We start from the raw sequence: 25548 nt of genomic DNA, 5'->3' as shown, positions 1-25548 counted from the left end.
TTCACAGGATGACCTCCTCTGCCATGAACCCTATCACCGAAGAAGACATTGCCCAGTTCTTGGTGCATACGCCAGACTTCTTCGAACGCCATGCCGATCTTCTGGCCGCGGTGCAACTGACCAGCCCGCATGGCGGCCGTGCGGTGAGCCTGCAGGAGCGCCAAGCCGAGATGCTGCGCGAGAAAATCAAGGTGCTGGAGCAGCGCCTGATGGAGATGATGCGCCACGGCAACGAGAACATGCTCATCGGCGACAAGCTCCAGCGCTGGTCGCGCCAGCTTTTCCTGGTCCATAACGCGGCCGATCTGCCGGCCGTGATGGTGAGCGAACTGAAGAGCCAGTTCAGCGTGCCGCAGGCAGGTATCAAGCTATGGGGCGTTGCAGAGTCCTACTCCGACGAACCCTTCACCCAGGACGTCAGCGATGACGTGAAAAGCCTGGCTTCGTCCCTCACGACGCCGTATTGCGGTGTCAACGCCGGTTTCGACGTCGCGCGTTGGCTCGAAGATCCGGAAACCGCTGCGTCGCTTGCCCTCATCCCCCTTCGCGCCAGTGCAGCCGCTCCGGCCTTCGGGTTGCTGGTGCTCGCTTCGCCGGACAGTCAGCGCTATCAAGCGGGCATGGCCACTGATTTCCTGGAGCGCATCGCCGAAATTGGCAGCGCTGCGCTGAATAGATTAAGCCCCCCTGAGGCGCTGGCGCGCCTTCCCCCGGAGGGGGACGCCGCTAGCGGCCGGGCCAAGCCCGCTCCGCGGCGGCCCCGGATGGCTTGCTCCGCAGCCGCCTGATTTCTCGAGATCCTCAGGGGATGTGGGCTACTATTTGGGCTGCATGATCACGCCTGACGCCTCTACCTACCTGGCGCTTCCCGAGGGGGATGCTGCTTTGATCGAGCGCTATCTGGAGCATGTGCGCGTCGAAAAGCGCTTGGCTGCTCGCACGGTCACGCTCTACAGCCTGGATCTTGAAAAGCTGGCCGCTTGCGCCGTGCAGGCGGAGGTGCGGCTCGCGGATGTGAGGAACCACCATGTGCGCCGCTGGGTGGCCCAGATGCACGGCGGCGGACGCAGTGGACGCGGGATCGCGCTCATTCTCTCGGGCTGGCGCGGGTTCTATACGTGGCTGGGGCGCGAAGGCCTCATCACGGCCAATCCGGTGCAGGACGTGCGCGCCCCGCGCCAGCCGCGCCCCTTGCCCAAGGCGCTCGGGGTAGACGATGCCGTTCAACTGGCCGAGCACCAGCAGTCCGAAGACGATCCCTTGCTGGAGGCGCGCGATGCCGCCATGGTCGAGCTGCTCTATGGTTGTGGCCTGCGCGTGGGCGAACTGGTGGCGCTGGATGTGATGCCCAGCCCCGAGGCCGAGAGGGCCGGTCGCGGTTGGGTTGATCTGGAGGCGGGTGAAGCGCACGTGCAGGGCAAGGGCAGCAAGCGCCGTGCCGTGCCGCTGGGCGGGGCTGCCGAGGCCGCGTTGCGCCGCTGGCTGGCATTGCGCCCCAGCGTGCCGGCAGGAGCGAATGAAGATGCCGCACGGGCATTGTTCACGGGCCGCCACGGCACCCGTCTCACCGCTGCCTCGGTATGGCAGCGCCTCAAGCGCCGCAGCCTGCTCGCGGGCCTTGCCACGCCAGTGCACCCCCATATGCTGCGCCACTCATTCGCCAGCCACCTGTTGCAGTCCAGTGGCGATCTGCGCGCCGTGCAGGAACTCCTCGGCCATGCGAACATCGGCACCACCCAGGTTTATACCCGGCTGGATTTCCAGCATCTTGCAAAAGCCTACGACGCCGCACACCCCAGAGCTAGAAGGAAATCCCCCCTGAGGCGCTACGCGCCGGGGATGCAGCCAGCAGCCGGGCAAAACCGGTCAGACGGCTGCGGAGCAAGCCATCCCAGGGCCACCGCGGAGCGGGCTTGGCCCGGCCGCCGGAGGCGTCCCCCTTTCAGGGGGAAGGCGCGTCAGCGCCTCAGGGGTCAGTTCTTTTCAGCGACACAGCCCTTGTCCTTGCACCCCAGCCAATCCAGCAGCTTGCGCAGCTTGTCTTCGCTGGAGGTATCAAAGCCCTCGATGCCGATCGATTTCAGCACCGCCTGTCCTTCCGGTGTGGCGGGCAGGCCATGCAGGGCTTTCTGCATGAGGGCAATGTCCGCACGGTCAATGGATTTCTCGGCGATCAGCGGGAAATAGGGCTGTGGCACGCTCTTGTGCAGAACTTGTCCGCCCTCCTTGATCCATTTTTTCGCCGCGCCGGAGTAGGAGGCCAGCGCGCCCACCTGCCCGAACCCATTCGTGATGTAGAACGTGACGGCTTCCTGCTCGCGGACATAGGTCACGGCTTCTTTTTCCGTGTCGATGCCGTTGTTCCGCAGTTCGGCGGTGCAGAACTTCGTCATGTAGGAAATTTTTTCCGGCATCACGATTTTCTTGCCCTTCAGGTCGGCCAGCGACTTAATGGGTGAGTTCTTCGGAATCGTGATGAAGCACTGGCCGTCTGGCTTGGCCGTGGCGACGTACTGGTAGCCATAGTCGCGCAGGCCGCGGGCAGGGAAATCGCTCGGCCGCGCCATGGCGAGATCGAGCCGGCCGGTTTTCATGCCTTCTTCGAGCTGCGCGAACTCACGCACGAACACCACGTTCACGTTCGTTTTGAGGGCCGCGCCCAGCACCTTGGCCAATCCTCCGTATTTGAGCAGCACGCGCGCATGGTCGGTGCCTCCGGAGGTGCCTTCGCTTACTCCCAGAATTAAATCGCGCGCTTGGGCGTGGTGCGCGCTCACGGACAGCAGGCCAATGATCAGCAATGATCTTATTTTCACTCTTCTCTCCTCGGACTGGCTCCGCGAGTGTAGAGCAACCTGGGCTTGGCCGGCAGGGAATTTCCTAGGGCGCTACACTGATAAGTTCCGTTTGCCAGCCCGGCTGGCGTTTTTTACTGACATCCCCTGCCATGTCCACCATTCCCGCCACCATCCTCACCGGCTTTCTCGGCGCGGGCAAGACCACGCTCCTGAAGCGCGTGCTGACCGAAGCCCACGGCCAGAAAATTGCCGTGATCGAGAACGAGTTCGGTGAAGAAAACATCGACAACGACATTCTGGTCAACGATACGCAAGAGCAAATCATCCAGATGAGCAACGGCTGCGTCTGCTGCACCATCCGGGAAGACTTGCGCAGCACTCTGCAACTGCTGGCGGCCAAGAAGCGCAAGGGGCTACTGGATTTCGAGCGCGTCGTGATCGAAACCACGGGCCTGGCCGATCCCGGCCCCGTGGCGCAAACCTTTTTCATGGACGACGAGATCGCCGAAAGCTTCCTGCTCGATGCCATCGTGACGGTGGTGGACGCCAAGCACGCCGCCCAGCAACTGAACGACCGGCAGGAGGCCCGCCGCCAGGTAGGCTTTGCCGACCAGATCTTCATCAGCAAGGCTGATCTCGTGAGCGCCCAGGAACTGGATGCGTTGCAACACCGCCTGAAGCACATGAACCCGCGCGCCCCCCAGCGGGTGGTGAATTTTGGCGACGTGCCGCTGGCCGAAGTGTTCGATCTGAGAGGCTTCAACCTGAACACCAAGCTCGATATCGACCCTGATTTCCTCAAGGAAGACGAGCACGACCACCATCATCACCACGACGGCGAGCATTGCGACCACCCGTCGCATCAGCATGACCACGGACACGGGCACGGACATCACCATCATCATGATGACGACGTCAAAAGCTTCGTCTTCCGCGCCGATCGGCCGTTCGATCCCGCCAAGCTGGAAGATTTTCTTGGCGCCATTGTCAACATCTACGGACCGCGCATGCTGCGCTACAAGGGCGTTCTCGCCATGAAGGGCACTGAGCGCAAGGTCATTTTCCAGGGCGTGCACCAACTGATGGGCAGCGATCTAGGGCCGGCCTGGGCTGAAGGCGAGCCGCGTACCAGCAAAATGGTCTTCATCGGCATCGACCTGCCCAAGGACATCCTCATGCAGGGACTGGAGCAGTGCCTGGCGTAAACATCTCCCTGGAACCCCTGTCCGTGGGGCTGATTGACGTCAAACACCCCAAATATTGCACTATCTTCGGCGCATAACCCCTCAGGGTGACAGGCTTGGCTGCCTGTCCGGCCAGAAGGCCGATACAATCGCCGCCTTTATGCCAGTCAGGTTATGAGCAATGCGCGCATGTCCGCTGGCAGAGTAGCCCCGGAAGGTCTATAAGAGGGCTTCGCCGGATGAAGGGGATTCCCTGCATCCGTTGTACATTCGATGGATTGATGGGCATCTTGTAGTGCCTGTCGCCCACGGGAGACCGACAAAGTGAAACCTGCGGCTGCCAAGAGCCCGGCTAAACCGAAGACGCCCTCTGCGAAAGCGGCGCCGGTGAAGGCGTCCGCGGCCCCTTCCAAGGTGGCCGCGTCCACCAAGGCCACCGCGCCAGCCAAGGGCGGGCGCTCCGCAACTCCGGCCAAGAGCGTTCCTGCGAAAGCGGGCGCGCCAAAAGCCATTCGTCCAACCGTTTCCTCTCCGGCCGCCGCCCCCGCGACGGCAGCTCCGAAAATTCTGCCCATGCCCATTGTTGCTTCTCCTCCCGTTCCGGTGCCCCTCAAGAAAGATCTGAGCCTGGCCAATAACTGGAAGACCAAGTCGCCCGAGGAACTGAGTGACGACGAAGTCCTCGCCATGCCCGACAGCGAGTACATGAACGACAAGCAAATGGCGTTTTTCCGCCTGAAGCTGGTTCAGCTCAAGGACGACATGCTGGCCAACGCCGGCCAGACTACCGAAAACCTGCGCGAAGACACCGTGGTGGTGCCCGATCCTGCTGATCGCGCCACCATCGAGGAAGAGCACGCGCTTGAATTGCGTACGCGGGACCGCGAGCGCAAGCTCTTGAAGAAGATCGAGCAATCCATCGCCCGCATCGACGCCGGCGACTACGGCTATTGCGACGAGACCGGCGAACCCATCGGTGTGGGCCGCCTGCTGGCACGTCCCACCGCCACCCTGTCGCTCGAAGCGCAGCAAAGGCGAGAGCTCAAGCAGAAAATGTTTGGGGATTGATGCGTCGTCCGGCAGGGATCCGATCATGAGCAAGGAGTCCGGCTCATCGGGTAAGCGCGGCCTGCTATCGAAGGTCGTCAAATTCGTCAGCAGCCCGACCACGCACTGGTCGGATCTCGACCGCCCGGAAAATCATCAAGAGGCCAGCGATTCACGGCTGGCGCTCAAGGAAATGATCGAGCGCAAGCGGCGCAATGATTTTGTGCGCAACCGCGAGTTCGATCTGCTGCGCAAGGCTCGCCGCCGTGAGGTTTCCGGTATCCCGGGGCCGGGCAACCTGTCATCTTTCCCTTCCAGCAGCCAGTTTTCCGATGCTGGCGAGCGGGCGCGCACGCTGGAGAAGATCGACGAAATCGAAAAGCAGATGTCCAGCGTCTGGCTACGGCGCAAAGGTGAGTCCAACAGGGTGCCTCTTTCCCCGGCGGCTGGGTCGCCGACGGGGCCGGCCAGCTTGCCGTCCGCCGGCGTCCATAGCACGTCGGCTGGGCAGGATTTCTTGCCCACCGTCCATGTCGACGATCTGCCTCTTCCAGAGCAGCAACCGTCAGACGCAGAGCCGGAGCCCACTGCGGAAGAGGCGGCGGCACCTTCGGTGCTGCCTTCGGCGATACCCCTGGCGCCTCCTGCGCTGAACGGCGGTGTGGCGGGTATGGAAAGCTTTGCCGAAGCCAGGCAGGAGCCTGAAATCGAGGAAGCCGCCATTCGTTTCGCCAATGGCGATGTCGCGGGCGCCGAAACAGGGTTGCTGGAAGTCTTGCGCGAAACGGATCCGCGCAGCCAGCAACAAGATATCTGGCTGACGCTGTTCGATTTTTATCGGGCTGCCGGTGACCAGCAGAAGTTCGATGACGCTGCCATCGAGTTCGCAGGCCGCTTTGGCCGCTCGGCGCCCCAATGGGCGCTTGGGCCGGTGCTGAACTCCCAGACTGCCGCCTTGGTGACGGAGCCCGCGCCACTCAGCAGCAATGCCCAGGTGCAATGGGTCGCTCCCTCGTCCATGGGCGTGCAGTCGGTGGCGGCGCTCAACGCTACACTCGCGCGCAATGCCCCGCCCTGGCGCATCGATTGGCGCTATCTCAAGACCATCGAGCCGGCGGCGCTGCCGGTATTTGCCCAGGCGCTGCAGCAATGGGCCGATACGCCTGTGCACATCCACTTCCTTGGCGGCGAGCGCCTGATGCAACTGCTTGTCGATGGCTCCCCCACGGACGACCGTTCGGTCGACCCCATGTGGTGGACGGCGCGTCTGGGGCTGCTGCGTGTGCAAGGCGAAATGGACGAGTTTGAACTGGTGGCGCTCAAATACTGCGTGACGTACGAAGTCTCTCCTCCGGCCTGGCAGGAGCCGGGCAACAGTTTCTCGGTCATGACGAGCGATGGGGCATCTTCCACAGTCAGTCAGAGCCTGAACGGCGGCTTGGCCCGCAACTCTTCCGCGATCGGCCTGACGCCGTTGGGGGATGGGTCGGTCGGCAGCCACGGGGTTTTCAAAGTGGATTTACAGGGAGAGCTCCTGGGAGATGCCGAGGCCGCGCTCAACAGCCTGAGCCTGGCCAGCGACACGGCGTCCATTGAATTTCATTGCAATCAGCTGACGCGCGTCGACTTCGGCGCAGCCGGCACCCTGCTCAACTGGGCGGCGGCGCAGCAGGGTGCAGGGCGGCAGATTGTTTTCAAGCATGTCAACCGCTTGGTCGCAGCCTTTTTCGGGGTGGTGGGTATCACCGAGATCGCGCATGTGAGGTTGCGCAAGGACTGAGGCTCAGCATTGGCCAGGAGCGTCCTCGTTCTTGGCCCCTGGGCTTTCTTGAGGGCCCTTGAGAATGGCGCCATCGCCCCCATCTGGGCGCGATGGAAGCATTTCACGGCACCACAATCATCAGTGCGCGGCGCAAGACGCCCGAAGGCTGGCAGGTCGCGATCGGCGGCGATGGGCAGGTCACCCTGGGCAACATCGTCGTCAAAGGCTCGGCCCGCAAGGTTCGCAAGCTCTATCACAACAAGGTTCTGGCCGGCTTTGCCGGCGCCACGGCCGACGCATTCACCCTTTTTGAGCGCTTCGAGGCCAAGCTGGAGAAGCATCAGGGCCACCTGACACGCGCAGCCATCGAACTCACCAAGGATTGGCGCACCGATCGCGTGCTGCGCCGGCTGGAAGCCATGCTGGCGGTCGCCGACCGGGAAAGCTCGCTCATCATCACCGGCAACGGCGATGTGCTCGAACCCGAGCATGGCCTGGTCGCCATCGGCTCTGGCGGTGCTTATGCGCAGGCGGCGGCCAAGGCGCTGCTCGATCACACCGAGTTGCCCGCCGACCAGATCGTCAAACGCTCCCTTGAAATCGCCGGTGAGTTGTGCATCTACACGAACATGCACCATACGGTCGAAATCCTCTGAAACCAGACATGTCCTCAATGACCCCCCAGGAGATCGTCTCCGAACTCGACCGCCACATCGTCGGCCAACAAGATGCCAAGCGTGCCGTCGCCATTGCCCTGCGCAACCGCTGGAGGCGCCAGCAGGTCGATGAAAAGCTGCGCCCTGAAATCACCCCGAAGAACATCCTCATGATCGGCCCCACCGGGGTCGGCAAGACCGAGATCGCCCGCCGGCTGGCACGGTTGGCGGGGGCGCCTTTCATCAAGGTCGAGGCCACCAAGTTCACTGAGGTCGGCTATGTCGGCAAGGACGTCGACTCCATCATCCGCGATCTGGCCGAAATGGCTGTCAAGCAGGCGCGTGAAGGCGCCATGAAAATGCATCGCACCCGCGCCGAGGATCTGGCCGAAGACCGCATTCTGGATGTACTGATCCCGCCTGCCCGTCTGCCCGACAGCACCACCCAGCAACCGGGCGGCAGCCAGGATGGCGCCGCCCGCCAGGGCTTCCGCAAGAAGCTGCGCGAAGGCCAACTGGACGATAAGGAAATCGAAATCGAGCTGGCCCAGCCGCAACCGGCCCTGGAGATCATGGGCCCTCCGGGCATGGAAGACATGGCCGAGCAGCTCAAGGGCATGCTCGGAAACATGGGTGCGGGCCGCCGCAAGATGCGGCGCGTGAAGATCAGCGAGGCCATGAAGCTCCTGGTCGACGAAGAGGCCGGCAAGCTGGTCAACGAAGACGAAATCCGCACCCAGGCGCTTCAGAACCTGGAGCAGAACGGCATTGTCTTCATTGACGAGATCGACAAAGTCGCCTCCCGCGGCAGCGAGGGCGGGACGGCCGAGGTTTCGCGCCAGGGTGTGCAGCGTGACCTGCTGCCGCTGGTCGAAGGAACCACGGTGAACACCAAGTACGGCATGGTGCGTACCGATCACATCCTGTTCATTGCCTCCGGCGCTTTTCATCTGTCCAAGCCCAGCGACCTGATCCCCGAATTGCAGGGGCGGTTGCCGATCCGGGTCGAGCTCGCCTCGCTCTCGGTGCAGGATTTCGAAGCCATCCTCACCCAGACCGACGCTTCCCTGGTCCGGCAGTACCAGGCGCTTTTGGCCACGGAGGGCGTGAACCTGCAATTCACACCCGAAGGGATTTCGCGCCTGGCCGAAATTGCTTGCGCCGTGAACGAGTCCACCGAAAACATCGGGGCGCGGCGCCTGTCCACCGTCATGGAGCGCCTGCTCGACGAGGTCAGCTATGAGGCCACCCGCATGGAAGGCCAGACCGTGAGCATCGATGCCGCGTATGTCGACGCAAGGCTGTCGGCCCTGAGCCGCGACGAAGACCTTTCTCGCTACATCCTGTAGGTCAGAACACGCTCTAAACATCCCGGCGCTGGTTGTGTTGGCGCTCGCGGGATAACGGAGCGCTTTGAACACGTTCTTGGGGGTGAGGCTGCGGCCTCACCCCTGTTCGCGTTTTTCATCCGTATTCGTGAATTTCTCACGCTCTTGTGAGAAGAGGTAATGCGCGCCCGCTCAAGACTTAACTCCCCTCTTGAAACCTCTTACTTTCGATATCTCTCCTAAGTGCTTTATTTAAAAGCGGAAAACCTATCAATGTATGACTAAATACACAGCTAAAGCATTGATTTCATTGAAATAATTTGTAGATGCCCCATTGTGGGTCGCGGAATTCCTGCTACAGTGCAAAAAAGTGCAATTAAGTGGTGAAAAGTGCCTTCATCGCCAAATTGCCGGTATTTCATAAGGGATCAACGTGTTTCAAGGGGCGTCGTCGCTAAGTCTGGATGCGAAGGGCCGGCTTTCAGTGCCGACCCGGCATCGCGACGTCCTGGCTGCCACCGCTTCCGGGCAGCTCACCATCACGAAGCATCCGCACGGTTGCCTGATGGTATTTCCTCGTCCCGAGTGGGAGAAATTTCGAGAGCGCATTGCCCAACTGCCCATGTCGGCTCAGTGGCTCAAGCGCATCTTCCTGGGTAGCGCCATGGATGTGGACATGGATGGCACGGGCCGCGTGCTGGTGTCGCCCGAGTTGCGCCAGGCCGCGGGTCTCGAGCGCGACCTCATGCTGCTGGGCATGGGCAACCATTTCGAACTCTGGGACAAGACCACGTACGAGGCCAAGGAGGCTGAGGCTATTCAGGCCGGCATGGCTCAGGCATTTGAAGAGTTGGTCTTCTAGAAAGCGCAGGAGGTAGGTGAGCACATGGTCACACACCACGGTCCTGCTCCAAGAGGCGGTAGACGCCCTGGTTACGGACCCGCAGGGGCACTACGTGGATGCCACGTTCGGCCGGGGCGGGCATTCGCGCCTGATTCTGTCGCGCCTGGCGCCGGCCGGCCGGCTGGTCGCCTACGACAAGGATACCGAGGCACTGGCCGAAGCGGCGCGGATCGAAGACCCGCGCTTTTCCATCCGGCACCAGGGTTTCGCGAACCTGGGCGAGCTGCCGCCGCGCAGCGCGGCGGGGGTCCTCATGGATCTCGGGATCAGCTCGCCACAAATCGACAACCCCGCGCGGGGTTTTTCTTTTCGTGCCGACGGACCCCTGGACATGCGCATGGATACCACGCGCGGCCAGAGCGTGGCCGAGTGGCTGGCCTCTGCCTCCCAGGGGCAGATTGCGGAGGTGATTCGTGAATACGGCGAAGAACGGTTTGCTGGCCCCATTGCAAAGGCGATTGTCGCTCGCCGACAGGAACGGGGGCCGCTTTCATCCACCCTTGAACTGGCCGAGCTCGTGGCTGGCGCGGTCAAAACCCGCGAGCCGGGCCAGAACCCTGCAACGCGCACATTTCAGGCTCTTCGGATTTTCGTCAACGCCGAACTTGAAGAGCTCGAACAAGCGCTGAAAGGAAGTCTTGAGGTGCTGCAACCCGGAGGTCGGCTCGTGGTGATCAGCTTCCATTCGCTGGAAGACCGTATCGTCAAGCAATTCATCGCACGGCATTCCCGCGCGGTGGTGGATCGCCGCGCCCCGTTTGCAGAACCCGCCCCTTCGCGCTTGCGTGCGTTGGGGCGTGTGCGTCCCGGCGCCGAAGAGGTGGCAGCCAATCCGCGCGCGCGCAGCGCCATCATGCGGGTGGCCGAGCGTACGGAGGTGCCGGCATGACGAGGCTGTCCGTGGTGCTCTTCGCGGCGGTGATTTTCAGTGCCATGTACCTGGTGCGCGTGCAGTATGACTCGCGCCGCCTGTTCACCGAGCTCGATCGCGCCAATGCCGAGGCGCACCGGTTGGAAACCGAGCGCAGCCGCCTCGAGGTCGAAAAACGCGCGGAAGCCACATCCCTGCGGGTCGAGAAGCTGGCCAAGGAAAAGCTGAACATGCGTACCGTTTCACCGGCCATTACTGAGTACGTGACTGCCCAGGTGAAGAGATGAAAAGCATCCGCTATACCTCCAGCCCGCTCCTGGCGTCCAAGACGCCCGTCTGGCGCAGCAAGTTCATTGTGGCAGGCTTGGCGCTGGCCTTTCTGGGGCTGGTGGCCCGTGCAGCCTACGTGCAGGTGATCGGCAACGATTTTTTCCTGCGCCAGGGTGAGGTGCGCTTTGCACGCACGCTGGAGCTGCCGGCCAGCCGTGGCCGCATCCTGGACCGCAATGGGCTGATCCTGGCCTCCAGCGTGGTCGCGCCCAGCATCTGGGCCATCCCCGAAGACGTCGAGCACGATTCCGCCAAGCTGCAGAAGCTGGCTCAACTGCTGCACATGCCGCTGTCCGAGCTCAACAAAAGGCTGGGAAATGAAGATAAGACCTTTGTCTGGCTCAAGCGGCAAGTTGATGAACCCGTTGCCAAGGAAATCGCTGAGCTGAAGATCCCGGGCATTTACCAGCGCAAGGAATACAAGCGCAAATATCCCGAAGGCGAGGCTGCGGCGCATGTCGTGGGCTTCACCAGCGTGGAAAACAAGGGCCAGGAAGGCGCCGAGCTTTCGTTCGAGAAGGATCTGGCCGGTCACTCCGGTTCGCGCCGCGTCATCAAGGACCGCCTGGGCCGCGTGGTTGAAGCCGTGGGTGATGAGGTGCCCCCCGTCGACGGCAAGGACATTCAGCTGTCGATCGATTCCAAGGTGCAGTTCTTCGCTTACCAGAAGCTGCGTGATGCCGTGATCGCCAACAAGGCCAAAACCGGCAGCGCGGTGGTGCTCGACGCCATCACTGGCGAAGTGCTGGCGCTGGCCAACTACCCCAGCTACACCCCTGATGACCGCCGCAATCTGACGGGTGCGCAGCTTCGCAACATCGCGCTTACGGACACCTTCGAGCCCGGCTCCACCATGAAGCCGATCACGGTCGCCATGGCGCTGGAGGCTGGCCGTGTGACGCCGCAGACGGTCATCAACACCTCGCCTGGCAGCTATCAGCTCGATCGCTTCACGATCCGCGATACCCACAACTATGGCGCGCTGACGGTGGAGGGGGTGATCCAGAAGTCGAGCAACGTCGGAGCCCTGAAGATCGCGCAGAAGATGCGTCCCCAGGAAATGTGGGACACCTATACGGCGCTGGGCTACGGCCAGCGGCCGGAACTGGCTTTCCCGGGGGCGGCGGTCGGCCGGCTGAAGCCCTGGAAGAACTGGAGGCCGGTGGAGCAGGCCACCATGGCATATGGCTACGGCCTGTCCGCTTCGCTGTTCCAGATGGCGCACTCGTACACTGCTTTTGCGCACGATGGCGAGGTGCTCACGGCGACGCTTCTCAAGACGGACGAGCCGGCACATGGCGTCAAGGTGTTTTCGGAAAAAAATGCCCGCGCCATCCGCAAGATGCTTCAAATGGCCGCCGGCCCAGGCGGCACCGGCCAGCGGGCGCAAACCGTGGGCTACTCGGTTGGGGGTAAATCCGGCACCGCGCGCAAGCAAGCGGGCAAGGGCTATGCCAGCAACAAGTACCGGGCCTGGTTTACCGGCATGGCGCCGATCGAGAAGCCTCGCATCATTGTGGCCGTGATGATCGACGAGCCGACCGCCGGCTCCTATTTCGGCGGTTCGGTGGCGGGCCCGGTGTTCAGCGAGGTGGTGCAACAGACCCTGCGCATCATGGGTGTGCAGCCTGACATGACGGTCAAGCCCCAGATCGTGGCAGACCCGGTGGAGGAGTCGTTCTGATGGCGCTTCCGCTCAAACCGCTCGCTCGTCTCCAGAGTCCGCAGGAAGCGGCGCGTTGGCTTCGTGCGCGGGTGACCGGGCACCTGCATGCCGATAGCCGGCAGGTGCGGGCGGGTGATGGCTTCATCGCCTGGCCCGGCGCTGCCACGGATGGCCGCCGCTTCGTCGGCGCCGCGCTGGCACAGGGCGCTCGCGCCTGCCTGGTGGAGCAGGAAGGTGCAGAGGCTTTCGGTTTCGACCATGGCAGTGTCGCTGCCTACCCGGGGCTCAAGGCGGATACCGGCCCCATCGCTGACGCCTATTACGAATCGCCTTCGCGCGCGCTCAGCATGGTGGCCATCACGGGCACCAACGGCAAGACTTCCACGGCCTGGTGGCTGGCTTCGGCGCTTTCGGGCATGCAACCGTCTGACGCGGCCGAGGTGTCTCCGTGCGCCCTGGTCGGGACCTTGGGTACCGGGGTGCCGCCCGAAGTGCAGACCACCGGCATGACGACGCCCGATCCCGTGCTGCTGCATCGGCGTCTGCGCGATTTTGTCGATCAGGGCGTGAAGAGCTGCGCCATCGAGGCCTCCTCTATCGGCATCGCCGAGCAGCGGCTGGATGGCGTGGCGATCCGTGTGGCCGTATTCACGAATTTCACGCAGGATCATCTCGATTACCACGGCAGCATGGAGGCCTACTGGCAAGCCAAGGCAGCGTTGTTCGACTGGCCCGGCCTGCAAGCGGCCGTGATCAATCTGGATGATCCCCGTGGCGCTGAGCTGGAGGCCAAGGCGCGGGCCCGCGGGCTGGATGTCTGGACAGTTTCTTTGCATCGGCCCGCGCGGCTCGGTGGCAGCGGCCTGTCCTATGGCGCGCGTGGCATGACTTTCCAGGTCACGGAGGGTGCCCAGGCGTTGGCGCTGGAGGCGCCGCTGGTTGGCGAATACAACGCGTCCAACGTGCTGTGCGTGATCGGGGCACTGCGTGCGCTGGGCGTTTCTCTTTCGCGCGCGGTGCAGGCCTGTGCCGATCTGCCGGCGGTGCCGGGGCGGATGGAGCGCGTGGGCGATGAAGGCGAACCCCTTGCGGTGATCGACTACGCCCATACGCCCGATGCGTTGCACAAGGCCTTGGCTGCTCTGCGTCCTCTGGCCGAGCAGCGCGGCGGCCAGTTGTGGTGCGTGTTCGGTTGCGGTGGCAACCGTGACGCAGGCAAGCGCCCCTTGATGGCGGCGGCTGCCGAGGCGGGCGCCGACCGCGTGCAGGTGACCAGCGACAACCCGCGCGGTGAGGTCCCTCAGTCGATCATTGATGACATTCTGGCGGGCTTCACTGATGGCGCGAAGATAGCGATTGAGCCAGATCGTGCCCGCGCCATCGCGCGGGCGCTCGCTCAAGCGGCGCCGGCCGACGTGGTGCTGATCGCGGGCAAGGGCCATGAGGACTACCAGGAAGTGGGCGGCGAACGCCTGCCTTTCTCCGATCAGGCGCATGCCCGCGCCGCGCTGCAGGCGCGCCATGGGGAGGCGGCGCCGTGATTTCCATGAACCTGCGCCTCGATCAAGCTGCCGCCTGGATACCCGGCGCAAAGCTGGTGGGTGATCCTGCCTCGCAAGTGGCACGTGTGCATACCGACACGCGCACGCTTGGCGCCGGTGATCTTTTCGTGGCCATCAAGGGCGAGCGTTTCGATGCCGCTCAATTCCTGCGTGAAGCGAAGGCCAAGGGCGCGGTAGCCGCGCTCTGCAATGCCGATGCCGAACCTCTTCTGGCTGCCGCGGGTTTGCCGGGCCTGCTGGTGCCTGATGCGCGGGCGGCACTGGGGGCGCTTGCAGCGGGCTGGCGCCAGCAGTTCACACTACCCTTGATCGCGGTCACCGGCAGCAATGGCAAGACCACGGTCACCCAGATGATCGCGGCCATTCTGCGGGCCTGGCGTGGCGAGGCCGCATTGGCTACTGAAGGCAACTTCAACAACGACATCGGCTTGCCTCTGACCTTGCTGCGCTTGCGCGCCTCTTCTCTCGTGGGAGTGGTGGAGCTGGGCATGAACCACCCGGGCGAGATCGCCCTGCTGGCGGACATCGCTCGCCCGACGGTGGCGCTGGTCAACAATGCGCAGCGCGAGCACCAGGAATTCATGGCTTCGGTGGAAGCGGTGGCGCGGGAAAACGGCGCGGTATTGAGCGCCTTGCAATCCGGCGGCACGGCCGTGTTTCCCGCGGGCGACACGTTCGAAGGTCTCTGGCGCACGGCATCCAAGGGTAGTGGACACGCCGTCTCCGAACTGCTCTTTGGGCAGCAAGCCGACGGTGCCGCGGTGCATGCCGTGCAGGCCGACTGGCAGGCCGACCGCTGGAACGTCAAAGCCGCTACGCCAGCGGGCGAGGTGGGCTTCGAGCTGCATCTGCCCGGCCGGCACAACGTGGGCAACGCGCTCGCCGCCCTGGCTTGCACGGTGGCCGCGGGGGCACCTCTGGAAGCCATGGCCCAGGGGCTTTCCGCTTTCCGGCCCGTCAAGGGCCGTTCGCGCGCGCTGCTGCTGCGCCAACGCGGGCGCACGCTCACGCTGGTAGACGACACCTACAACGCCAACCCGGATTCCGTGCGCGCCATCATCGACGTGCTGGCCGAACTGCCCGGCCCGCGCCTGCTGGTGCTGGGCGACATGGGCGAAGTCGGCGAGCAGGGTCCGGCCTTCCATGCCGAAGTGGGGGCTTATGCCCGCCAGCGCGGCATCGAACGGCTGTTGGCGCACGGACCGCTTGCCATTCACGCTGCCATGGGATTCGGTGGCGGTTTGCATTTCGAGGACATCACGGCATTGATCGAAGCCGTTCGCACACATATGGGGTCATGCATCAGCATCGCCGTGAAGGGTTCACGCTTCATGCGCATGGAGCGCGTGGTGGAAGCGCTTGCGGCGCCTGCCGAGGCATCAACGGAGGGCCCTCATGCTGCTTAGTCTTGCCACCTGGCTGCAGACACTGTCGCCCGAATTCGGGTACTTCCGCGTCTTCCAGTATCTGACGTTCCGGGCCGTCATGGCCGCCCTGACGGCATTGCTGATCGGCATCATCGCCGGCCCTTATGTGATCCGGCGCCTGACCGAACTCAAGATCGGCCAACCCGTGCGCGGCTATGCCATGGAAACCCATCTGAGCAAGAGTGGCACCCCCACCATGGGTGGCGTGCTGATCCTGATCTCGATCGCCATTTCCACGCTGTTGTGGTTCGATCTGTCCAACCGTTTCGTCTGGATCGTGATGCTGGTGACGTTCGGCTTTGGCGCCATCGGCTGGGTGGATGACTGGCGCAAGGTGGTCAACAAGGATCCCGAGGGCATGCGCTCGCGCGAGAAATACTTCTGGCAATCGGTGATCGGCCTGCTGGCGGCGCTGTGTCTGGTGTTCAGCATCTCCGAGAGCTCCAACGCGCGCGTGCTGGAAATGTTCACCGACTGGGTCGGTTCGGGCTTCACCATCGATCTGCCGCACGCCGCCGGCCTGATGGTGCCGTTCTTCAAGGAAGTCAGCTATCCGCTTGGCGTGCTGGGCTTCGTCATTCTGAGCTATCTGGTCATCGTGGGGTCGAGCAACGCCGTCAACCTGACCGACGGGCTCGATGGGCTGGCGATCATGCCGATCATCATGGTGGGTTCGGCGCTTGGCGTATTCGCCTACGTGACTGGCAGCACGGTGTATTCGCGCTACCTGCTGTTCCCTCACATCCCGGGTGCTGGTGAGCTGCTCATTTTCTGCGCGGCGATGGCCGGCGCGGGCCTGGCCTTCCTATGGTTCAACGCCCACCCGGCGCAAGTGTTCATGGGCGACGTCGGTGCACTGGCGCTAGGCGGCGCTTTAGGCACCATCGCCGTCATCGTGCGGCAGGAGATCGTGCTGGCGGTCATGGGCGGCATATTCGTCGTCGAGGCCTTGTCGGTCATGCTGCAGGTGACCTGGTTCAAATACACCAAGCGCCGTTATGGCGAAGGCCGGCGCCTGCTGAAGATGGCTCCGCTTCATCACCATTTCGAGAAAAGCGGCTGGGCCGAGACCCAGGTGGTGGTGCGTTTCTGGATTCTCACCATGCTGCTGTGCCTGGTGGGCTTGTCATCCCTCAAACTAAGGTAATGAACTCCCCCTGAATCACTCCGTGCTTTCCCCTCTGAGGGGGGACGCCACCAGCGGCCGGGCGAAGCCCGCTCCGCGGTGGCACTGGCATGGCCTGCTCCGTGGCCTTTTGAGCTGGCAGGGAGGCGCTTGATGCAAGCCATGGAACGCCACGTATTGGTGCTGGGCCTGGGCCTGTCAGGCCTGGCCATGGCACGCTGGTGCGCCCGCCACGGTGCCCGGGTGACGGTGGCTGATACGCGTGAAGCGCCGCCGCAACTAGAGCTATTGCGCGCCGAGATTCCCGCCGCGCGTTTCGTCGCCGGCCCGTTGGACGCGACACTGCTGCAGGACGACAGCATCAGCGTTATCTACCGCAGCCCCGGCCTGCCTCCTGCTGAGCTGGCTTCGCTGACTGCCGCTGCGCGCGAGCGCAGCTTGGCCATCGATGGCGAACTGGGCTTGTTCACGCAGGGGCTCGAGGCGCTCAAGGCCGAGCGGGGCTATTCACCCGCCGTGCTGGCCATCACCGGAACCAACGGCAAAACGACCGTCACTTCGCTCACGGGGCAACTGGTGGAGCGTGCCGGTAAATCGGTGGTGGTGGCGGGCAATATCGGACCGTCGCTTCTCGACATGCTCAGCCAGGCGCTGGATCAGGAGGCCTTGCCTGAAGTCTGGGTGCTGGAGCTGTCCAGCTTCCAGCTCGACTCGGTGGCGGCGTTTGAACCTACGGCGGCCACTGTCCTGAACCTCACGCAAGATCATCTCGACTGGCACGGTGACATGGCCGCCTATGCAGCGGCCAAAGCCAAGATTTTCGGCGCCAGCGGTGTGATGATCCTCAACCGGGACGACCCACTGGTCGCTGCGCAGAGGCCGCCCGCTCCCGTGGGCAAGGCGGCGCGCTTGCCGCAGCGCCCGGTACTGACCTTCGGCGCAGGCATGCCTGCCGCGCCGAGCGATTTCGGGATCGAGATGGTCAATGGCATGGCTTGGCTGGTGCGCGCCCTGGAGGCCGATGAAACCTTGCGCCGCCGCAAGAACGCCGAACAGGAAATCCACCTGCAGCGCCTGATGCCCGTCGACGCGTTGCGCATCCGTGGCCGCCACAACGCCGTCAACGCGCTGGCCGCGCTGGCGTTGGCCGTCAGCAGCGGTTGCTCGCTGGCACCCATGTTGTTTGGCTTGCGTGAATACCGGGGTGAGCCGCATCGCGTCGAATCCATCGGCCTGCTGGGTGACGTGGAGTATTTCGACGACAGCAAGGGCACCAATGTGGGGGCCACGGTGGCTGCCCTGAATGGCTTGGGTGCTGATCGCCGGTTGGTGGTCATTTTGGGGGGCGATGGCAAAGGCCAGGACTTTGCCCCGCTGGTGGAGCCCGTGTCACGCTTTGTCCGCGCAGCGGTGCTGATTGGCCGCGATGCACCGCAGATCCGGGCCGCTCTGGAAAGCACTGGTGTGCCTTTGCTCGATGCCAAGGACATGGCACAGGCCGTGGCGCTCGCGCATGAGAACGCGCAGGCCGGTGATGCCGTGCTGCTATCTCCGGCCTGTGCCAGTCTCGACATGTACCGCAACTACGCGCATCGCGCGGAAGCCTTCGGCGACGCCGTGCGTGAAATCGCCCACGACGCAGGGCTGGAACTGGAGGTGCCGGTATGAGCGCTACAGCCGAGTCACTGCCCACGAGCGAGCCCAAACCCCGCCGCCGCGGCGCGCGCGCGTCGAAGAAGAATGATCTGCCGGTGCGCATTGGCGGGATGGAATACGCGCGCACCGCCAGCACGCCCACGCGTGTGCTTGGCTTCGACCAAGCCCTTATCTGGGTGTGCCTGGGTTTGCTGGCCTGGGGCCTGGTGATGGTGTATTCGGCCACTATCGCCATGTCGGACAACCCGCGCTTTGCGCGCTACGGGCAGAACTTCTTCCTCTACCGCCACATTCTGGCGCTCTGCCTGGGTTCTGTGGCTGCGCTGATCGCTTTTCAAGTGCGCATGGATTGGTGGGAAAAGGTCGCTCCCTGGTTGTTCGTGGGGTCGCTGGCGCTGCTTATTGCGGTGTTGATTCCGCACGTGGGTACCGTCGTCAACGGTGCCCGCCGCTGGATTTCGCTCGGCGTCATGAATTTCCAGCCATCCGAGCTTGCCAAGCTGGCCGTGCTGCTCTATGCCGCCGACTACATGGTGCGCAAGATGGACGTGAAGGAGCGCTTCTTCCGCGCTGTGCTGCCCATGGGTGTAGCCGTGGCCGTGGTGGGCCTGCTGCTTCTGGCGCAGCCTGACATGGGTGCTTTCATGGTGATCGCCGTCATTGCCATGGGTATCCTGTTCCTGGGGGGCGTGAACGCGCGCATGTTCTTCCTGATCGCCACCGTACTGGTGATTGCATTCGGGTTGATGATCGCGGCCTCCGAATGGCGGCGCGAGCGAATCTTCGCTTACCTTGATCCCTGGAGCGAGGAGCACGCCCTGGGCAAGGGCTATCAGCTTTCGCACGCATTGATTGCCATCGGCCGTGGGGAGATTTTTGGCGTGGGCCTTGGCGGCAGCATCGAGAAGCTGCACTGGTTGCCCGAAGCCCACACCGACTTCCTGATGGCCGTGATCGGCGAGGAGTTCGGTCTCATCGGCGTGGTGTGCGTGATTGGTCTTTTCATGTGGCTGACCCGCCGCATCATGCATATCGGCCGCCAGTCCATCGCCCTGGACAGGGTGTTCTCGGGTCTTGTGGCCCAGGGCATCGGGCTGTGGCTGGGTTTCCAGGCCTTCATCAACATCGGCGTGAACTTGGGCGCGCTGCCTACCAAGGGGCTGACGCTGCCGTTCATGAGTTACGGTGGCTCAGCCATCATGATGAACCTGGTGGCCATCGCCATCGTGCTGCGGGTGGATGTAGAGAACCGGCAGCTGATGAGAGGGGGCGCGCGTGAAGGTGATGAGCGTCGCCGGGCCGCCCCAAGGCGCGAAGGCCCCCTCGGGGGGCAGCGAACCACGCGTAGCGGGGAGCGTGGGGGCTATGAATGTCGTCGCCGGGCCGCCCCAAGGCGCGAAGGCCCCCTCGGGGGGCAGCGAACCACGCGTAGCGGGGAGCGTGGGGGCTATGAATGTCGTCGCCGGGCCGCCCCAAGGCGCGAAGGCCCTCTCGGGGGGCAGCGAACCACGCGTAGCGGAGAGCGTGGGGGCCATGCCCTGCGCTCTCGTGATGGCTGGCGGTACGGGCGGCCATATTTTCCCGGGTCTCGCGGTGGCTGATGGGCTGCGCGAACGCGGCTGGCGTGTGCATTGGCTCGGCGCACCGGGCAGCATGGAGCACCAGCTCGTGCCTCCGCGCGGCTACGCCTTTGAATCCGTCGAGTTTGGCGGTGTGCGTGGCAAAGGTCTGAAAACGCTGCTGCTGTTGCCGCTGCGCCTGCTGCGCGCATTCGGCCAGAGCATCGGTGTGATCCGCCGCGTCAAGCCGGATGTGCTGGTGGCTTTCGGCGGCTACATCACCTTTCCTGGCGGCATGATGGGCGTGGCCCTGAACAAGCCGCTGGTGCTCCACGAGCAGAACTCGGTGGCCGGCATGGCCAACAAGATTCTGGCCGGCGTGGCTGACCGTGTGTTCACGGCATTTCCCAAGGTGCTGCCCAAAGCGCGAAAAGTGCAGTGGGTCGGCAACCCGCTGCGTGCCGCATTCACGCAGTACCCGCCTCCAGCCGAGCGATTTGCCGGCCGCAAAGGTCCGCTGCGGCTGCTGGTCGTGGGTGGCAGCCTGGGCGCCAAGGCTCTGAATGACGTAGTGCCGCAGGCGCTGGCCATGATCGATCCTGGGCAGCGTCCGGTAGTGACCCACCAGAGCGGGGCCAAGCAGATCGATGCCTTGCGCGCGGCCTATGAGGCCGCGGGAGTCGAGGCCACGCTCGTGCCCTTTATCGACGACATGGCCGCCGCCTACGCCGAAGCCGATCTCGTGATCTGCCGTGCCGGCGCCACCACGGTCAGCGAGATCGCCGCCATCGGTGCGGCGGCGCTGTTCGTCCCTTTCCCCGCGGCGGTCGATGATCACCAGACCGCCAATGCCAAGTTCCTGGCTGATCAGGAGGCTGCCTGGCTGATCCAGCAGCGCGACCTGACACCCGCCGGCCTGGCCGAACTGCTGCGCAAGACGGAGCGCGCCACGCTGGTCGCGCTTGCCGAGAAATCTGGAGCCATGAAGAAAACGAATGCTGTGCAGGACATCGTCGCAGCCTGCGAGGAGTTGGCCGCATGAAACACGCGATTCGCCATATCCATTTTGTCGGCATCGGCGGCTCGGGCATGAGCGGCATCGCCGAGGTGCTCCACAACCTGGGCTACACCATTTCGGGCTCCGATCTCTCGGGCAGCGCCACCTTGCAGAGGCTGGAGGCCCTGGGCATCAAGACCTTTATCGGGCATGAGGCCGCGCACGTCGAAGGCGCGGATGCCGTGGTCACGTCCACGGCGGTGAAGGCAGACAACCCCGAGGTGCTGGTCGCGCGCGAAAAGCGCATCCCCGTGGTGCCTCGCGCGATGATGCTGGCCGAATTGATGCGCCTCAAGCAGGGCGTGGCCATTGCAGGCACGCATGGCAAGACCACCACCACGAGCCTGGTCGCTAGTGTATTGGCCGAGGCGGGGCTCGATCCCACCTTTGTCATCGGCGGGCGCCTGAACAGCGCGGGTGCCAATGCGCGCCTGGGTTCGGGCGATTACATCGTGGTGGAGGCTGATGAGTCGGATGCTTCGTTCCTGAACCTGCTGCCCGTGATGGCCGTCGTCACCAACATCGACGCCGACCACATGGAAACCTACGGCCATGACTTCGGCAAGCTCAAGAAAGCTTTTGTCGATTTCCTTCACCGCATGCCGTTCTATGGCACGGCCATTCTCTGCCTGGAAAGTCCGGCAGTGCGCGAGATCGCGGGCAATCTGGCCTGCCCGGTGACCACCTATGGTTTTTCTGCGGATGCGCAGGTGCGCGCTGTGGATGTGCGGGCCGTTGGCAGCCAGATGCATTTCACTGTGCAGCGCCGCAACGGCGTGCAACTGCCTGATATGCATGTGATGTTGAACCTGGCTGGTGAACACAACGTGCTGAATGCGCTCTCGGCCATCGCCGTCGCGGTCGAGCTGAATGTGCCCGATGCGGCGGTGCAGAAAGCGCTGGCTGAATTCAAGGGCGTCGGCCGGCGCTTTCAGCGCTACGGTGAACTTCCGGCCAAGGGCGGCGGCACTTTCACGGTGATCGACGACTACGGCCATCACCCGGTGGAGATGGCCGCCACGCTGGCCGCCGCGCGCGGCGCCTTCCCCGGACGCCGCCTGGTGCTGGCGTTCCAGCCACACCGCTACACCCGCACGCGCGATTGCTTCGAGGACTTCGTGCAGGTCATCGGCATGGCCGACCACGTGATATTGACCGAGGTCTACGCCGCCGGCGAAGAGCCGATCGTGGCGGCGGATGGCCGTTCACTGGCGCGCGCATTGCGCGTCGCTGGCAAGCTCGAACCTGTCTTCGTGGCCGACGTTGCGGATCTTCCCGCATCGGTGGCGGAGCAGGCGCAGGACGGCGATGTCGTCATGTGTATGGGGGCTGGTTCGATTGGCGCCGTACCGGCGAAAATCGTTGATTTGCTACAAAAAATAGAGCATAATTCGCGCTAAATGACACACCCTGGCGTTCAATTCGGAAAAGTGGCTGTCCTCATGGGTGGGCAATCGGCGGAACGTGAGGTTTCGCTGATGTCCGGCGCGGGTGTTCTCGCTGCGCTGCAAAGCCGCGGTGTCGATGCGCATCCCTTCGATCCGGCCGAAAAAGGCATGGATGAACTGCGCCGCCAGGGTTTCGCGCGCTGCTTCATTGCGCTGCACGGCCGCTACGGCGAAGACGGTACAGTGCAAGGCGCCTTGGAACTCATGGGCATTCCCTACACGGGCTCAGGCGTCCTGGCTTCCAGCATGGCGATCGACAAAGCCATGACCAAGCGCGTATGGACGGCCGAAGGCCTGCCCACGCCGCGCCACGTGCTGCTGCACCGGGGCCAGTGCACACGGGAATATGTGCGGACCATTCCTGATGAGCTCGGCTTGCCGCTGATCGTCAAACCCGCGCGCGAAGGCTCGTCGCTGGGCGTGAGCAAGGTCATGGGCTACTCGCAGATGCAGGATGCCGTCGATGCCGCCGCGGCGATGGATGCCGACATCCTGTGCGAGCAATTCATCTCCGGTGACGAAGTCACCTGCGCCGTGGTCGGGTCTGGTGACAATGCACGCGCGCTGCCCTTGATTCACATCGTGGCGCCCGAAGGCCAGTACGACTACCAGAACAAGTATTTCACCGACGTCACCGAATACCGCGTGCCCTGCGATCTGCCGCCGGGCGAGGAAGAAGCCATCCAGGCGCTGGTGCTCAAGGCTTACCGGCTGTTGGGCTGCCGGGGCTGGGGCCGGATCGACGTCATGATTGATGCCGCCACGCGCGCGCCCTATCTCCTCGAGGCCAATACATCTCCTGGCATGACCAGCCATTCGCTGGTGCCCATGGCGGCCAAGGCCACAGGCATCAGCTACGAAGATCTGTGCCTGCAACTGCTTGCGGCGGCGGCGCTTGACTATCCTGCGAAACCTTCAGCGGAGATGAATGCATGAGCGCCGCGCCAGGCCGCCCCAAGCAAGCTCGCGCCGCGGTGCGAAGCACGGAGGTTATTCAGTGACCAATGCCTTGGCTTTGCCGCTGGACGTGCGGTTGATGAACCTGACCACTTCCATCCTGGTCACGATTCTGCTGCTCGCCTGCCTGGCGGCAGGGTTGTGGTGGGGGCTGCGCAATCCGGCATTTTCCATCGGCCGCATCACGGTCGAGGGCGACACCGCGCACAACAGCCCGGCCAGTTTGCGAGCTACCGTGGCGCCGCGCCTGTCCGGCAACTTCTTCACGCTCGATCTGGATTCCGCACGGGCCGCTTTCCAGTCGGCCCCCTGGGTACGCAAGGCCATGGTGCAGCGCGTATTTCCCAACCAGCTCAACGTGATCCTGCAAGAACACGTGCCGGTCGCGCTCTGGGGAGAAGAAGACACGCACATGGTCAATATGCAGGGCGAGGTCTTCGAAGCCAATGCCGACGCAGCCGACGACGATCTGCCTCGCCTGCTTGGCCCCGATGGGCGTGCGGCCGAAGTGCTGCAGATGTACGCGTTGCTGGCGCCGGTGCTCAAGCCGCTCCAGCAGCCCGTGGCCGAACTGGCGCTTGAGGCGCGCGGCAACTGGCGTGTCGAGCTGGAGAACGAAGCCACCATTGAGTTGGGGCAAGGCTCGCCGGAGGAATTGAAGGCGCGGCTGGCGCAGTTTGTCAGCACGGTGGGGGAAGTGGCGGCACGGCATCAGCGTGGTCCGGATGCCATTGCATCCGCTGATCTGCGGCATTCGTCCGGTTATGCGCTGCGCTTGCGCGGCGTCACGACCATGCGTCCGGATGCCGCGGGCGCGCTGCCGAGAAGATGAGCGAAGCTGAAAGCAAAAAGATACTGGTGAAACAATGGCAAAAGAGTACAAGGATCTGATCGTCGGCCTCGATATCGGCACCGCCAAGATCATGGTGGTGGTGGGCGAGGTGCTGCCCGGCGGAGACCTGAAGCTCGCTGGTCTCGGCGTGGCGCCGAGCAATGGCTTGAAGCGCGGCGTGGTGGTCAACATCGACGCCACGGTCGCCAGCATCCAGCAGGCGCTGAAAGAGGCCGAGCTGATGGCCGACTGCAAGATCGCCCGCGTCTATACCGGCATCACCGGCAGCCATATCCGCGGCATCAATTCCAGCGGCATGGTGGCGGTGAAGGACAAGGAAGTCACGCCCACCGATGTCGCGCGCGTGGTCGAAACCGCCAAGGCGATCAATATTTCCAGCGACCAGCGCTTGCTGCTGGTCGAGCCGCAGGAGTTCGTGATCGACGGCCAGGACGTGCGCGAGCCGGTCGGCATGAGCGGCATGCGCCTGGAGGCCAAGGTGCACATCGTCACCGGCGCGCAAAGCGCGGCCGAGAACATCATCAAGTGCGTGCGCCGCTGCGGGCTGGATGTCGATCAGCTCATGCTCAACCCGCTGGCGTCGGCCCAGGCCGTGCTGACCGACGACGAGCGTGAACTCGGCGTGGTCAGCGTCGACATCGGCGCGGGTACCACTGATGTGGCCATCTTTACGGGTGGCTCCATCCGGCACACGGCGGTGATTCCCATCGCGGGTGATCTGATCACCAGCGACATCGCGATGGCGTTGCGCACGCCCACCATGGACGCCGAGGACATCAAGGTCGAACACGGTTTTGCCAAGCAACTGCTGGCCGACGCCGAAACGCAGGTCGAAGTGCCGGGTCTTGGCGACCGCACGCCACGCATGCTGTCCAAGCAGGCGCTGGCCGGTGTGATCGAGCCGCGCGTGGAAGAGATCTTTTCGCTGGTGCAGCAGGTCATCCGCGAATCCGGTTACGAGGAAGTGCTTTCCTCCGGCGTGGTGCTCACTGGCGGCAGCGCCGTGATGCCCGGCATGTTGGAGCTTGGCGAAGACATCTTCCTCAAGCCCGTGCGACGGGGCATTCCCAAGTACTCGCGCGCGCTCTCGGACATGGTGGCCCAGCCGCGCGCGGCCACGGTCATGGGGTTGATGGAAGAAGCCCGCCAGGCTCGCCTGCGCGGATTCAAGGTGGCCCAGAAAAGCGGTGGCATGAAAACCGCCTTCGGTCGTTTCAAGGACTTCATTGTGGGGAACTTTTAATGACGGCAAGCTTCTGGCAGAGCACGGGGCCCCCGACCTGGACCCTCGCGGTAGTAAGTGCATAAGCGCATCAGGTCAATGAAAACAACAGCAATTTCAATTTTTTTCCCATTT

20 protein-coding genes and 2 pseudogenes are annotated in these 25548 nt (G+C 63.7%); 21 read left to right on the top strand and 1 reads right to left on the bottom strand.

Features of this window, described 5'->3' with window-relative positions; all coding sequences use genetic code 11:
- Window positions 1–23 precede the first annotated feature (23 nt).
- Complete coding sequence (locus WJU18_RS27940) at window positions 24–788, top strand: DUF484 family protein (protein WP_423457360.1); 765 nt, start codon at window positions 24–26, stop codon at window positions 786–788.
- Window positions 789–831: 43 nt separating this feature from the next.
- Window positions 832–1812 (top strand): annotated as a pseudogene (locus WJU18_RS27935) (tyrosine-type recombinase/integrase); the annotation flags it as partial.
- Between the two features lie 161 nt (window positions 1813–1973).
- On the opposite strand, the gene WJU18_RS27930 reads toward WJU18_RS27935, so the two are convergent.
- Window positions 1974–2816: a phosphate/phosphite/phosphonate ABC transporter substrate-binding protein gene (locus WJU18_RS27930; RefSeq protein ID WP_423457358.1), complete on the bottom strand. Its 843-nt coding sequence runs from the start codon at window positions 2814–2816 to the stop codon at window positions 1974–1976.
- Window positions 2817–2947: 131 nt separating this feature from the next.
- Here WJU18_RS27930 and WJU18_RS27925 point away from each other — a divergent pair, with 131 nt between their 5' ends.
- The 19 genes and pseudogenes from WJU18_RS27925 (at window position 2948) to ftsA (ending at window position 25434) form a co-directional block, all read left to right on the top strand.
- Window positions 2948–4003, top strand: a complete 1056-nt coding sequence (locus WJU18_RS27925; RefSeq protein WP_423457356.1) for a CobW family GTP-binding protein — start codon at window positions 2948–2950, stop codon at window positions 4001–4003.
- Window positions 4004–4306: 303 nt separating this feature from the next.
- Entirely contained in the window at window positions 4307–5050 is a 744-nt protein-coding gene (dksA, locus tag WJU18_RS27920) for an RNA polymerase-binding protein DksA (RefSeq protein WP_423457354.1), read from the top strand.
- A gap of 25 nt (window positions 5051–5075) precedes the next feature.
- On the top strand, window positions 5076–6809 hold the full coding sequence (locus WJU18_RS27915; protein ID WP_423457352.1) for an STAS domain-containing protein: 1734 nt from the start codon (window positions 5076–5078) through the stop codon (window positions 6807–6809).
- Window positions 6810–6901: 92 nt separating this feature from the next.
- Window positions 6902–7447 carry an ATP-dependent protease subunit HslV gene (gene hslV / locus WJU18_RS27910; protein ID WP_423457350.1) on the top strand — a complete coding sequence of 182 codons (546 nt, stop codon included), beginning with the start codon at window positions 6902–6904 and terminating at the stop codon, window positions 7445–7447.
- An 8-nt stretch (window positions 7448–7455) separates the two neighbouring features.
- A complete protein-coding gene (gene hslU, locus WJU18_RS27905) occupies window positions 7456–8796 on the top strand; it encodes an ATP-dependent protease ATPase subunit HslU (RefSeq protein WP_423457348.1) in 1341 nt (446 codons plus the stop codon).
- 412 nt (window positions 8797–9208) lie between these two features.
- Entirely contained in the window at window positions 9209–9637 is a 429-nt protein-coding gene (mraZ, locus tag WJU18_RS27900; RefSeq protein WP_423457346.1) for a division/cell wall cluster transcriptional repressor MraZ, read from the top strand.
- A 16-nt stretch (window positions 9638–9653) separates the two neighbouring features.
- Window positions 9654–10568 (top strand): 16S rRNA (cytosine(1402)-N(4))-methyltransferase RsmH, encoded by a 915-nt coding sequence (gene rsmH / locus WJU18_RS27895; RefSeq protein ID WP_423457344.1) that lies wholly within the window; start codon window positions 9654–9656, stop codon window positions 10566–10568.
- Window positions 10565–10837, top strand: a complete 273-nt coding sequence (ftsL, locus tag WJU18_RS27890) for a cell division protein FtsL (RefSeq protein ID WP_423457342.1) — start codon at window positions 10565–10567, stop codon at window positions 10835–10837. Before rsmH ends, ftsL begins: the two co-directional genes overlap by 4 nt.
- Complete coding sequence (locus WJU18_RS27885) at window positions 10834–12564, top strand: peptidoglycan D,D-transpeptidase FtsI family protein (protein ID WP_423457340.1); 1731 nt, start codon at window positions 10834–10836, stop codon at window positions 12562–12564. Before ftsL ends, WJU18_RS27885 begins: the two co-directional genes overlap by 4 nt.
- Window positions 12564–14087: a UDP-N-acetylmuramoyl-L-alanyl-D-glutamate--2,6-diaminopimelate ligase gene (locus tag WJU18_RS27880; protein ID WP_423457338.1), complete on the top strand. Its 1524-nt coding sequence runs from the start codon at window positions 12564–12566 to the stop codon at window positions 14085–14087. The genes WJU18_RS27885 and WJU18_RS27880 overlap by 1 nt, the downstream gene beginning before the upstream one ends.
- A 5-nt stretch (window positions 14088–14092) precedes the next feature.
- Window positions 14093–15514, top strand: coding sequence for a UDP-N-acetylmuramoyl-tripeptide--D-alanyl-D-alanine ligase (locus WJU18_RS27875; protein ID WP_423461116.1), 1422 nt, complete (start codon window positions 14093–14095; stop codon window positions 15512–15514).
- Window positions 15504–16682, top strand: coding sequence for a phospho-N-acetylmuramoyl-pentapeptide-transferase (mraY, locus tag WJU18_RS27870; RefSeq protein WP_423457336.1), 1179 nt, complete (start codon window positions 15504–15506; stop codon window positions 16680–16682). Before WJU18_RS27875 ends, mraY begins: the two co-directional genes overlap by 11 nt.
- 132 nt (window positions 16683–16814) lie before the next feature.
- Entirely contained in the window at window positions 16815–18329 is a 1515-nt protein-coding gene (gene murD, locus WJU18_RS27865) for a UDP-N-acetylmuramoyl-L-alanine--D-glutamate ligase (RefSeq protein WP_423457334.1), read from the top strand.
- Window positions 18326–19588 (top strand): annotated as a pseudogene (gene ftsW, locus WJU18_RS27860) (putative lipid II flippase FtsW); the annotation flags it as partial. The gene murD and the pseudogene ftsW, both read left to right, overlap by 4 nt.
- A gap of 262 nt (window positions 19589–19850) precedes the next feature.
- A complete protein-coding gene (murG, locus tag WJU18_RS27855; protein ID WP_423457332.1) occupies window positions 19851–20918 on the top strand; it encodes an undecaprenyldiphospho-muramoylpentapeptide beta-N-acetylglucosaminyltransferase in 1068 nt (355 codons plus the stop codon).
- A complete protein-coding gene (gene murC / locus WJU18_RS27850; protein ID WP_423457331.1) occupies window positions 20915–22333 on the top strand; it encodes a UDP-N-acetylmuramate--L-alanine ligase in 1419 nt (472 codons plus the stop codon). Before murG ends, murC begins: the two co-directional genes overlap by 4 nt.
- Window positions 22334–23317, top strand: coding sequence for a D-alanine--D-alanine ligase (locus WJU18_RS27845; RefSeq protein WP_423457329.1), 984 nt, complete (start codon window positions 22334–22336; stop codon window positions 23315–23317).
- Between the two features lie 61 nt (window positions 23318–23378).
- Entirely contained in the window at window positions 23379–24170 is a 792-nt protein-coding gene (locus tag WJU18_RS27840; RefSeq protein ID WP_423457328.1) for a cell division protein FtsQ/DivIB, read from the top strand.
- 34 nt (window positions 24171–24204) lie between these two features.
- The gene (ftsA, locus tag WJU18_RS27835; RefSeq protein ID WP_423457326.1) at window positions 24205–25434 is read left to right on the top strand and encodes a cell division protein FtsA; all 1230 of its coding nucleotides are present in this window, start codon (window positions 24205–24207) and stop codon (window positions 25432–25434) included.
- Window positions 25435–25548: the final 114 nt, after the last annotated feature.

Origin of the sequence: Ottowia sp. VDI28, from assembly GCF_049532675.1 — a bacterium.
Classification (GTDB): Bacteria; Pseudomonadota; Gammaproteobacteria; order Burkholderiales; family Burkholderiaceae_C; genus Ottowia.
Note: the sequence above shows the minus strand (reverse complement) of the source record. Positions and strands in the feature narration are given on the sequence as shown.